Annotated in this window: 5 protein-coding genes and 6 pseudogenes; 6 read left to right on the top strand and 5 right to left on the bottom strand. The window is 59.6% G+C overall.

Annotated elements, in window-relative coordinates:
* Positions 1-253: 253 nt before the first annotated feature.
* From AC0L2A_RS15460 to AC0L2A_RS15450, 3 genes and pseudogenes are all read right to left on the bottom strand, one after another.
* A pseudogene (locus AC0L2A_RS15460) lies at positions 254-376 on the bottom strand (phenazine biosynthesis protein PhzF); the annotation flags it as partial.
* A 120-nt stretch (positions 377-496) separates the two neighbouring features.
* Positions 497-783, bottom strand: a pseudogene (locus tag AC0L2A_RS15455) (Tn3 family transposase); the annotation flags it as partial.
* A gap of 738 nt (positions 784-1521) precedes the next feature.
* Positions 1522-2610 (bottom strand): LysR family transcriptional regulator, encoded by a 1089-nt coding sequence (locus tag AC0L2A_RS15450; protein WP_473609491.1) that lies wholly within the window; start codon positions 2608-2610, stop codon positions 1522-1524.
* Between AC0L2A_RS15450 and AC0L2A_RS15445 the strand changes: the two genes are divergently transcribed.
* The 4 genes and pseudogenes from AC0L2A_RS15445 to AC0L2A_RS15430 all read left to right on the top strand — a co-directional run bounded on the left by AC0L2A_RS15445 (position 2566) and on the right by AC0L2A_RS15430 (position 6386).
* The gene (locus tag AC0L2A_RS15445) at positions 2566-3552 is read left to right on the top strand and encodes an NAD(P)H-dependent flavin oxidoreductase (protein ID WP_473609490.1); all 987 of its coding nucleotides are present in this window, start codon (positions 2566-2568) and stop codon (positions 3550-3552) included. The two genes, AC0L2A_RS15450 and AC0L2A_RS15445, sit on opposite strands and share 45 nt — an antisense overlap.
* Before the next feature lie 282 nt (positions 3553-3834).
* Positions 3835-4256, top strand: a pseudogene (locus AC0L2A_RS15440) (MFS transporter); the annotation flags it as partial.
* A 192-nt stretch (positions 4257-4448) separates the two neighbouring features.
* On the top strand, positions 4449-5129 hold the full coding sequence (locus AC0L2A_RS15435) for an IS1595 family transposase (protein ID WP_473609521.1): 681 nt from the start codon (positions 4449-4451) through the stop codon (positions 5127-5129).
* A 444-nt stretch (positions 5130-5573) separates the two neighbouring features.
* On the top strand, positions 5574-6386 hold the full coding sequence (locus AC0L2A_RS15430) for a TIM barrel protein (RefSeq protein ID WP_473609489.1): 813 nt from the start codon (positions 5574-5576) through the stop codon (positions 6384-6386).
* Between the two features lie 14 nt (positions 6387-6400).
* On the opposite strand, the pseudogene AC0L2A_RS15425 reads toward AC0L2A_RS15430, so the two are convergent.
* Together AC0L2A_RS15425 and AC0L2A_RS15420 are read right to left on the bottom strand one after the other, a co-directional pair.
* A pseudogene (locus tag AC0L2A_RS15425) lies at positions 6401-6741 on the bottom strand (type 2 periplasmic-binding domain-containing protein); the annotation flags it as partial.
* A gap of 463 nt (positions 6742-7204) precedes the next feature.
* A pseudogene (locus AC0L2A_RS15420) lies at positions 7205-8928 on the bottom strand (S46 family peptidase).
* 625 nt (positions 8929-9553) lie between these two features.
* Here AC0L2A_RS15420 and AC0L2A_RS15415 point away from each other — a divergent pair.
* Both AC0L2A_RS15415 and AC0L2A_RS15410 read left to right on the top strand, forming a co-directional pair.
* On the top strand, positions 9554-11572 hold the full coding sequence (locus AC0L2A_RS15415; RefSeq protein WP_473494813.1) for an LTA synthase family protein: 2019 nt from the start codon (positions 9554-9556) through the stop codon (positions 11570-11572).
* Positions 11573-11844: 272 nt separating this feature from the next.
* Positions 11845-12044, top strand: a pseudogene (locus AC0L2A_RS15410) (EamA family transporter); the annotation flags it as partial.
* Positions 12045-12052: the final 8 nt, after the last annotated feature.

Raw genomic sequence — 12052 nt, 5'->3', positions numbered from 1 at the left:
GCTGCGCCAGCCATGAGTTCGCGGTAACCGCCGCAACCTTTTTCTGATATCGACCTGCGGGTTCACGGAAGAAGCCGATCCCGCGCGTCGCGCGATCGAGCGACTGCCGATCATCTGCGGGGAGGGCATTCCCTCACGACCTGATCTTTGAATCGGACATTTCGGTCGAACGAGTGCAGGAGCTACTCCATGACGGCGTTTAGAAGCCGGGGTCGCTAGGCTGTCGCTGAAGATCGACCACGTTGCGAAAGAGCGGCAGTTTCGCCAGATCGAACTCGTCGAAGGTCGGGCCGTCGTGCTTGCTCACCGCGCGACGCACCGGTCCGATATTCTCCTCCAGCACGAAGATGCCGGTCGCCTCGCCAGGGAGTTCAGCACCACTGCACTGATGCGACTGCAGTTAAAATGAAGAATCCGAGCTACGCCATTCTCGCAATAAACTGCTAAACCTGACTGAACGACTGCGTTCTCACTATTAACTGCCAAGCGACACTTCGTGGATTTCGCGCCGGAAGGCTTCCGAGCCGAGATAGCGGTGAGAAAAATGGTCTTGATTGCCTTGCCGAGTTGGGCCAGCGCCCTGTAGCTTGGGCGCTGCACGCTCGCCCGCGCAAAGCGGCGCAGGATCGATTCCGCATCGGCCGTGCGGTGCTGCAGGGCCGCCGCATATTTGATCAACTCGTCATACTGCTGCTCGATGAGGTTCCAGTCGATCGCCTGTGTCAGGATCGGCAGAAGTTTCGGGAGCTCGCGCGCCATTTCGGTATCGGGCACCCCGCACTTCATCGGCAAGAGAACGGGCGACGATTCCGGCCACGGTCGCCAACCATCTGGTGGCGCACCGCGACGGTCCGGCTCTTATGCCAGGGCGAACTGGGGAGCACATGCGCCCCCTGCCATGACGCGCGCATCCAGAAGGAAGAGGTGAGAGGTTACGCGAAAGGGTGTGATGGAGTGGGAGGCGCATCGCGTTCGACCATCCGTGGATTCGGCAGCCTTGATTAAGGTCTGCGACGTCTGACCAAGGCCATCCATGGCGGAGTGCTCTCGCTGAGGTTAAAGGCAGCCTCTTCGGCTTCGTACCGGGTCAGCCCGGTGAGCGGCCGACCGTATCTCTCGGCGGGAAGCCCTGTCAGGCTATCGATCACAGACCACAGCCCTGGTTCCGACGGCAGAATCTTGTAGCGCCTCATCGAGCCCTCGCTTGCTAGAAGCACAGAGAACTCCCGCTTTACCGCAAAGTTCCGCAGTGCAGCATCAAAATGTTGCGACGCACTATGAGGGATGCAGTTCATATGACGGGCGGGGTCCTTTTGGCGCGCTGCCCGGCTGCCGGGTGCTGGTCGCCGGCCCGGCCGGCCTTGATAGGGCAGCTCTTGGGCTTCGACGTGTCACGCAACTCGCCGTTCCGGCTCGAGCGGCACGGCCAGCTCGTATGCGCGCATTGCCGGGCGATATCGCAAAGATGCTGGTGATGCGTCAGATAGATCTGACTGACCCCTTGTTTTTGCTCCATCTTTCTTAAGCCCGCTGCAGTTGTCGGGCCGGCTCTGGTCCTGCCGGCTGAGGCCGTGAATGCGCCTCAGACGCCACCGCCATGAAAGCCTGAAGTGCCGCGGAGAGATACTCGTCGCTCCGCGTCACAAAAACAGTCGGCGCCGACCGCAGATTGTCAGGTAGCTGGTGTATGATGACCTGTCCGTCGGCTGCCGCATCCTGAACGACCCCCCGAGGTAGCATGGCCATCCCTACCCCGGCGGCGACGCAGCCGATGATCCCGTCCATTGTTCCGAGTTCCATCCAGCGGACATGCGTTACCCCACACGCCGCCAGGAACATGTCCATGCGCCGGCGATAGGAACAGCCCGATCGAAAAGCGAGGACCTTCAGAGCCGGCGATGCGGCCAAGGCCTTCAGATCCGAAAGCTCGCGAAACCGCGGCGAGGAGATCACAACGAGCTCCTCTTCGACGATCGATAGGCTCTTCAGTTCGGGATGAGCGATGGGGCCGGAGACGAACGCGCCATCCAGTTTGCGTCCGACGACCTCGCTGACGAGCTGTTCCGTCGGGGCAGCCTCCACCAGTACGTCGACCTCTGGATATTCTGCAGCATAGCGGATCAGGATCGGTGGAAGGCGAAGCGCTGCAGTGGTCTCCATGGAGCCGATCCTGAGTAAACCGCACGGCGTACCGCGGTCTGTGACGACGCGCTTGGCTTCGTCCAGAAGCTCTCCGACGCGCTCAGCATAGGGAACGAGCTGAATGCCGGTGGCTGTCAGTGTAACCCCTCGCCTGGAGCGATGAAAAAGCGGAGCACCGATTTCCTCCTCAAGCGATTTTATTCTCGCGGTGACGTTGGATTGCACCGTGTTGAGCACACCGGCAGCCCCTCCGATACTGTTTGCTCTCACCACCGCCTGGAAAAACCTGAGGTCGGCGCTGTTCATCGGCCATCTCCTTTTCAGATGAAAAACATCTGATCTAATCGTTTGTCTTAAGTCAAGTGTCGCAATAGCGTCAAAGAAAAATTTCCGGGAACATTCCTCAAACTGGGAGAAGTATTGATGACGATACGAACGCGTCTGACAGAATTTTTCGAAATCAAGCATCCCATCATCCTTGCCCCGATGACACCGGCCGCGGGTGGCGCGCTTGCGTCCGCCGTCGCCGACGCCGGCGGTCTGGGCCTGTTGGGTGGGGGATATGCTGATCGTCAATGGTACGAAACAGAGTCGTCGCTGATTACCAATGAACGCGTTGGCTGCGGGTTCATCGCCTGGGCAGTCGAAGCCGACCTTGATCTGTTTGACCGCGCACTTGCGGAGCGTCCGTCCGCGATGATGCTTTCGTTTTCGGATCCGGCGAGGCTCGCGGCACGGGTCAAGCAGTCGGGTGTTCCGCTGATTTGCATGATCCACACACTCGAACATGCCCGGCGCGCAATCGACGTTGGCGCCGACATTCTTATTGTTCAGGGGACCGAGGCCGGCGGCCATGGCCTGGTCGCGCGGTCAACGATGCCCTTCGTTCCCGCAGTCGTGGATCTGGTGGCAAAGATTTCGCCTTCTGTCATTGTCGTGGCGGCAGGCGGCATTGCCGACGGTCGTGGCCTGGCCGCTTCGCTGATGCTCGGAGCAGACGGGGTCCTGATGGGAACCAGGTTCTGGGCTACGCGCGAGTCGCTCATCCATCCGGCAGCCAAGGACAAGGTAGTCGCTGCCTCTGGCGACGAGACAATCCGGACTTCCGTCTACGATATCGTCCGTCAGAAGGCTTGGCCCGCTGGCTATACCGGCCGACTGCTCAAAAACGGCTTCATCGACAAGTGGCACGGGCGGGAAGAAGAGCTGCGCACGCTGCATTCCGAAGAATTGTCGAAGGTCGAGGCGGCATGGGCCTCTGGCGACTATGACACGGCCAACGTGACTGTCGGTGAGGCGGTGGGCCTCATCAACGATCTGCCGTCGGCGAAGGACATCGTCCGCCGAACGGTGCGCGAGGCAAGCGAAAGACTTGGCGTCTACGCATTCGATCAGCGCATCGCGAGCTGACTTATTACGGCCCTGAAGAGAGGGCCGACTACTTTCAAAACATAAAGGGGAACTGCAGCACGCAACAGCTACAGGAAAGGGGCGACTCGGTCCGCAAACCAGGTATCTGTACCGTCGTCCTTACATCAAGCGCCGGCACGGTCATCGAATGGTACGACTTCTATCTTTACGGAATATCTTTACGGAAATCTGGCGATTTTCTTCTCAACGCTCTTCTACCCTGCCAATGAACCGACGGCAGCTGTTCTGATCAGCGTCGCAACCTTTACCACAGGCTTCCTCGTGCGCCCATTGGGAGCCCTGCTGTTCGGCAGCATCGGCGACCGCGTCGGACGCAAGAGCACGTTCTTGATGACGCTCATTCTGATGGGCATTGCGACCGCGCTCGTCGGCGTCTTGCCAACCTTTGAGACCGCGGGATATTTCGCGCCGATCGCTCTTGTGGTCCTTCGGCTCATCCAGGTATTGGCGATCGGCGGCGAATACGGCGGCGCCCCGTTTACGTCGCAGAACACGCACCGGCGAACCGGCGCGGGTTCTTCACGAGCTTTATCCAGACAACGGCAACCGTCGGCTTTTTTCTGGCGATTGTCGTCGTGCTTACGTGCCGGCTGTCGCTCGGCGAAGAACTCTTCAAGCAATGGGGTTGGAGAATTCCGTTCCTGCTATCATCGGTTTTGATCGTGCTGTCTCTTTATCTGCGCCTCAAGCTGAGCGAATCCCCGGTCTTCGAGGAGCTTCGCAAAGGCGGGAAGACCGCAAAGAGCCCAATCCGTCAGAGTTTCGCCACCGGTCATGGCGTGCGTGATGCAGCCTTTGCACTGTTCGGGGCGACCGCCAGCCTAGGGTGCGTTTGGTATATTCGCACCGGCGACGTCCCAAGAAATGTCTCGGCCATGCTGGCTGGCGTGCTGGCCGATGCGACCAACCTCGGTCCGAAGCGAATGGCGAGCGCGTCCAAGGGCATCAGCGCGCACCAGATCGGCTGGATGCGCACCTTCCACGCGCGGTCCGAGACCTATCGCGCGGCGCAAGCATGTATCACCGATGCACACAACCGACATCCGCATTCTCGACTGTGGAGCAACGGAGCCGCGGTCGTGACCGGTCTCTCAGCGCGAGCAAGCGAACGCGTCATTGAAGCGCAGATCGAGTCGAGAGCTCATTTGATGAGCGATGAGTGGAAAGCATTCATGGCCATTGGTGAGAGCTTTGCCAAGCACGAGCCCGTGAAGCATTCCAGTGGTGAGTATGTTCGCGATGCCGTCCACGTCAATTCGGTAGAGGGCTTCAACTCCCGCGTCCGCCGGACCATCGCCGGCGTCTTTCATCATATCAGCCCGCAGCATGCCGACGTGTATTTCCACGAGGTTGGCTTCCGATGGTCACAGCGCGTGGTATCCGGGAGCGCCGTTCGGAAAACCCGGCATGGCCTAGAAGTCTTGAGGACCATCTGGTCGCGTGTGCCGCCGGCGCTGCAGCTACTGAGAGTTTTTCGCGTCGCCACGGGGCGCCAGATGCGCCGAAGCCTGGGTGAAGGAATCATCATCAAATCAACCGTAGCTGCCTTTGGTTGATAAATGCCTCGTACGATTTTGAGCAGTTCTTGTTCCGACCCCATCATGCGAAGATCGTGTGACTGTCCAAGTTTTGGCAAAACGAGAGGCATCCCACAGATGGGGCACTCGGCTGCTGCGGGTCACCTTCGACGACAGTCACACTTACTGATCTCGATTTGATTGTTGAACCTCGGTCTTAAGAGCAGCAGTGCTGACCTCAAGCTCCTTAACCGATGTCGAAATGAGTTTGGCCGCATGGCACGCGCAAGCGGAGCACCCTGGCCAGCCATTGTGCTTCAATCCGTGCTGTTTGCTCTCACAACCGCCTGGAAAAACCTGAGGTCGGCGCTGTTCATCAGCCATCTCCTTTTCAGATGAAAAACATCTGATCTAATCGTTTGTCTTAAGTCAAGTGTCGCAATAGCGTCAAAATTTCCGGGAACATTGAAGGAAAACCAAGCCATGCGCCAAGCAGCGCCCCGCTTTGCACTCGACCACATGGCGACGCCCGGACTCGACGTCAGGGCACTTTTCGCTTTTGCCCGTGACCAGGGCCTGACCGATGTCCAGATCCGCAGCCAACAGCGCAGCAATGCTATTGCACGCGGCATGCCGGCGGCGGACGTCCGCTCTGCCGCCGCCGAAACAGGCGTTGGGATTATTTCCATCAATGCCTTGCAGCGCTTCAATGAGTGGACCCCCGCCCGCAAGACCGAGGCGAGCAAGCTCGCCGATTATGCGGCGGCCTGCGGAGCCAAGACGCTCATGCTAATGCCTGTCAACGACGGCTCCTGGCCCGCCAATGGCGAGCGCCGGGGCGATCTCCGCGTCGCCTTGAAGGCGCTCAAGCCGATCCTCCAGTCGCGCGGCCTGATCGGTCTCATCGAGCCGCTGGGCTTCCAGACCTGCTCGCTTCGATCGAAGAACGAAGCGGCTAAGGCCATTGCCGCCATTGATGGCCAGTCCGTCTTCCGCCTCGTGCACGACACGTTTCATCACACGCTCGCCGGGGAGCCATTCTTCTCCTGCGACCTGACCGGTCTCGTGCACATTTCAAGAGTGAACGATCCAATCCACTGGATTTACCCGGATCGCGTCCTATTCGGTTCCGACAATGGCAGCCAGATCCGGGCGCTGCTTGAAGGCGGTTATGCGGGCCCCTTCTCATTCGCACCGTTTGTCGACGCAGCCCACCCGCTGGACGATCTCGCCGGCGCACTTGCCGCGAGCATCGATCTAGTCCAACAAGGGCTATTGACGCGAATGGCGGCGTGAGACGCGGGAGTAAATTAGGGGTGCCTGAGACGGCTTTTGGCGTCCCGCGGAGGAGTCATTCGAGACGCCTTTAACAATATCTCTCGCATCCAGATGCTTGCCGCATCACTGTTGTGAAGGACGGGCCATTGGAGGGCCTCGGTGAATGCGGGAAGCGGCAGCGGAAGTTCGACGATCCGCAGGGGCAAGGTTGTCTTGAAATGCTCAACCAGCCGGAAGGGCATGGTCGCTATACGATCTGTGCCTGAGACCATCGGCGGGATCATGCTGAAGGCCTGCACGATAATCTCGACACGTCTCTTCAGGCCATGCTCAAGAAAAACCGCTCCTCGATTGAGGGCTTCAGCTCGGACCCTGAGTAGTGCGATTAACGAACGTCACTTCGCTGGTCGAACGGCTGAACCGCTTCTATCGAGTCGTCGCCCGTGGCGCTTCCATTCCCTATGCTGCCTTCATTCGCGGTCCTCGCCAAACTGTTCAGACAAATCAAGCCAGCTCTCCCGAGGAGAGACGCCGGCAAGCTGTGCGTGGACTTAGCGAAACAGCCATCCGCAATTTAGCCCTGTCCAGAGTTTGCGAAACACGCAAAAAAGATGAAAGTGCGATGTTCAGGCGCATCGGTGCGACTACACAGAGTTACGTCATTTGAAGTTATGCCAAGGGAGAAACGGTATTGGGCAACGGCTCAGGCGCTGGCGAACCTTTGAATGTTGCGCATGCATTGGAGCGCCGGCCGATTCGAGCACGATCAACGATCGCTGTGGCAAGCTCACGTCAATGTCCCCGAATTGCATTTCGCTACCACCAGACTACCCCGCTCAGGAGCGCGACGCCGGGAGCACTCCCGTCTCCTTGAGCAACCGGCCAGCGCCGTCAATCTTGTCCATGGTCCAGAGCATGAAGCGACTGTCGACATGGATGCTGCGATTGCGGTCTGCGGCATATGCCCAATCGGAGATCACTCCATCAAGCGTGCCATCGAAGGCGAGACCGACGAACTCGCCGCGCCCATTCAGCGTCGCCGAGCCGCTGTTGCCGTTGGTAATGTCGGCGGTGGACAGAAAGGTGACCGGTAACGTGCCCAGCGTCGGCGCGACATAGGGGCCATAATCCTGGCTCGGATCGCTGCGATAGCCGGATCTGGAGCGTCCAACTCACCCTTGCCCGTTTCTTTGGCTAGAAGTCCCTCGGCCGTGGTAAAGGGCATCCAGATCTGCCCGTCGCGTGTTCGCCCCGCCACCTTGCCCCAGTTGATGCGCAGCGAGCCATTCGCGTCGGGATACATCGGCCGGCCGATTGCCTGGCGGTAGGCACGCTGGCCGTGCATATAGATGGCGCGAGCCGCCTGGCTGCGTCCAGCGCGGTCCTTCGCAGCGTGCTTCGCAGCTATGTCGCCGGGATAGAGCGCGACCGCCAGCTTGATGAAAGGATCGTCCGACGCCTCGAAGGCAGCAGCGGGCTTGTCGGGCCAGCCGAGCCGCGTTGCCGTGTCTGCGAGTTGGTGTCTGCATAAAGTCGGTCAAGGCCAATTTGGTCCAAAGCGCTTTCGAAAGCAGTATCGCGGTCCTTTGCATCCAGCCGGCGATATTCGTCGAGTGCGGCCTCGAACAGCTTTCGATCGATGTCTGGCAAATAGCCGCGCTCGATCTGCGTCAGCTGATCCGAGAGTTCTTTACGGTCACGATCCTGAAAGCCGCTTTCACGGTCTTCATCGGCCTTCTCGTGCTCCTTTGTCCAGCGATAGAGAGTGCGTGCCGATGACAGTAGTTGCGCGCGATTGAGCAACGCCTGGCGCAGCCTCGCCAGCAAAGCCCGGCTATTTTCGCCCACCATCCCGTCCAGTTCGCGGTTTGCTGCGTCAAAAGCGCGTCTGCCGCACGGGTACTCGGCGACCCAGGCGCGAAAAGCTTTCTCCTCGATGGCCTTGCGCGCGTCGAGGCCGATCGCGTCGGCGCCGGCTAGATCGCCCCCAGCTTCTTCTTGTAGTTTTCCACGCCTTGCAGGATGGAGGCGTAGCGGATCTGCGCTTCGCGATTGCTTGCCGTGGCTCGGTTGATCTGATCGGCATAATCCGAGAGCAAACGCTGGGACAGTGGTTCGTAGTCGGCGAAGTTGAACCGGACTTCATCGGCGGTGAGGAATCGGTGGGTTGCGCCGGGAAAGCCGGCGACCATCACAAAATCGCCTTCTTGACGCCTTCACGGGCTATGGGCAGCCAAATCTTTGGCCGGTAAGGCACATTGTCGCGCGCATAAAGCCGGGAGGAACCGTCAGGAGCGACATAGGCGCGATAGAAGCCGAAGTCGCCCGTGTTGCGCGGCCACATCCAATTGTCCGTTTGAACGCCGAAGTTGCCGATGCCGAGCGCGGGCGCGTAGACGAGGCGCACGTCCTCAATTTCAAGCTTCTGCTGGAGGTAGTAGAAGGCGCCGCCATAATAGGGCCTCACGTCGCAGCGGCGATCGGGCTGTTCTTCACATGCAGCTATTAGCGCCTTGCGGTTCGTGTCGAGCTGCTCATGGCGGGCAAAGCCGCTCAGCATGTCAGAGACGCCCCTAAGCATCTCGGTGGTCACATCCCGCGGCCAACCCGGACAACAACCGGCCTCTCAAATCTCCGCAAGGCGGTCATCTCTCCGCCCCCCAAAGGCGATCATGTGTCAAGAGGCCCAGTTCGCTTCTCTGCCGAGCCGAGCGTTCCGCTGCCCTGTATGTCGACAATGCCCTCTTGACCAGCCCCGCGCCAGCCTCGCATGCGTCGCCGCCTAGGCTCGCTCTGCAGACACGTCACGGACTATTGAGAAATCGGTCCATGATCTCGCCGAAAGCTGCCGCCGCCGCGGGTCTCCCGGCTGCATCCTCGGGTGATGCTCGAGTGAGGCCCGGCAACATGAGGACGATCGCTCATTCGGCTCGGCGTTTCGTGCCCATCCACCTTCTCCCACAGGGGAGGCTGGGATGCAGCGCCTTCAAAGTGAGGAACAAATCACCTTCGCCGCGAACCTTTCACATTGTCTCGCCACCACCACCGTCGATGAAGTTTCGGACTCGCGCGGGCCGAATCGGGGATCGGCATCGCAGACCATGCGATCGATCTCGTCCCGACGGTTGCCAAAATTGAAAACGAGGCATAATTGCCCAGACATCCAGATGCTTCGGAGGCTTGCTATGACTTTTGCTCAATCGGTCGGTGCGTTCTTTCGTCGGCTGAAGCCATTCATCCTGCTTTTCCTGTTGACTCAGTTCCTGGTCAGGCTGGCGCTGTCGCTGGTTTCGGCCAAAGACCTGTCTTTCCATCCGGCCGACTGGCTGGCTCCTTTCTTCACTGGCATCTGGTTCGATATCGTCACGCTGCTTCCAATCCTCGTGGTCTTTCTCCTCTTCCCGCTGCTCCTGCCAGTTTCGTGGGCCGGAAAGCGGTTTGACCGCGCAGTTGGGCTCTCGGGCTTCGCAATCTTCCTGTTTCTGATGGTCGTGCAGGGGGTCAGCGAGTATTTCTTCTGGGACGAATTCACGACGCGCTTCAATTTCATCGCGGTCGACTACCTCGTGTACACGCAGGAAGTGATCCAGAACATCATGGAGAGCTATCCGGTCGTGCCGCTGCTTGCCGGCATCGGCCTGTTGGCGGTCGGCGGGACCTATCTGCTCCGCCGCCAGGTGAAGGCAGGCTTCGCGCCGCATCCGCCGTTCGTGAAGCGGCTGGCGGTCTTTGCGACGATAACGGGAATGGCCGCCGCCGGCGTGTTGGTGACGCCCGATTCGATCACACGGCCGATGCCGAGCGCGATCGCCCGCGAACTCGGGGGCAACGGACTCTATGGTTTGGTTAGCGCCTTCTTCTCGAATGAGATCGATTTCGCGAATTTCTATCGGACCATACCCGAGAAACAGGCGGCCGAACGGACACGCGACCTTTTAGCGGAAGATCACGAGCCGTTCGAAAGCACCGATTTAAACGACATCACGCGTGACATTCGAGCCGAGGGGCCGATGCTGCGCAAGAACGTCATCCTGGTCGGCATGGAAAGCATGAGTGCGGAGTTCATGGGCACATTCGGCAATCCGAAAAGACTGACACCGAACCTTGACCGGCTGGCGTCTGAAGGCCTGCTTTTCACGGAAATGCGGGCGACCGGCACGCGCACCGTGCGCGGGCTTGAAGCGATCGCGCTTTCAGTCCCGCCGACCCCGGGGCAATCGATCCTGCGTCGCCCCGGCAACGACAATCTCTTCACCATTGGCTCTGTGTTCCAGGATTCGGGCTACGATACGCGCTTCCTCTATGGCGGCTACGGCTATTTCGACAACATGAACGCGTTCTTTTCCGGTAATGGCTTCGGTATCGTCGACCGCGCTACGATGGCGGCAGGCAATGTGCATTTCGCCAATGCGTGGGGCGTTAGCGATGAGGATCTCTATGACGAGGTGATCCGCCAAGCCGACGCCTCGGCGAAAGCCGGCAAGAACTTCTTCAGCTTCGTCATGAACACGTCAAACCACCGGCCCTTTACCTATCCAGCTGGCGCCATAGACATCCCATCGCCGGGCGGGCGCGACGGGGCGGTCAAATATTCCGACTACGCGATCGGGGAACTGGTCAAGAAGGCATCGGCGAAACCGTGGTTCAGGGATACCGTTTTTGTCTTTGTCGCCGATCATACGGCGAGCGTCGCAGGCAAGGTGGAGCTCGACATGAACAAATACCACATACCGTGCATCATCTGGTCGCAGGGCTTTGTCGAGCCCCGCCGGATCAACCGGCTGGCGAGCCAGGTGGATATTGCGCCGTCGCTGCTTGCCCTGCTGCAGGCTAGCTATCGCAGCCGCTTTTTCGGCGACGACCTGATCGAAGCGGACGAACCGGAGCGGCCGGTCTACATCTCCAACTACCAGAAGGTGGCCATGATCCTGCATGGCCGCACGACGATCCTCGAGCCCAAGAAGCAAATCGTCCAGATGAAGGGTGAGGAGGTGCAACCTGAAAGGGCCGTCGACCACAACGCGGTCGAAGATACCGTAGCCGTCTATCAATATGCCTCGCACTGGCGCGATATTTCACGCCGCATTCCAAGTGTTCTTGACAACGGCACGCGGGCACTCGGCCGGTCCGGTGTGCATCGCCTGCCAAACCCGAAGCGACGCGCGCCTCCGTCCAGGACCACACCCACCATACCGGTGCCCTAACAAAGCCACCGTGCCACAACGTCTTAGGAATGCCAGGTCTGCTCCGGTGACCGCCAAGAGGTGTGAGGAACTTAACAATCCCTTGCAAGACCCTTCGTGGTGGCAACGGCAATGGCCGGAACGGGTCCAGCCTGTCGTGGAAATACGTTGATTTGATAACGTGATTCCCGATCAGCGAGGTGAGTCGGGCTGAAGCGGTTTGTCGGGGGCGAGGATCGCCGGCAAGAGGCACTGCTTCCCGAGTGCCTGGACGATTACGTGACGCAGGACAATCCGGGGTGGCGACGGGTGCATCGTGGATCTGCTACTTTCGCGCGCTCCAGTTTGGGAGACGCAGCACGCGTTGCCCCTGTCGACAAACTGAGCCTCGTGCTGGTGGCGGTGTTCGGAGTGACATTCCTCAAGGAAATCGTTGTCGAACTGGGCAGGGGTTGCCTTGATCGCAACAGGCGCGGTTCTGGTGCGCTACAAAGCTTATTG

It is taken from the genome of Mesorhizobium sp. WSM4844, from assembly GCF_055811775.1.
This window is presented reverse-complemented; position numbering and strand designations above follow the sequence as displayed.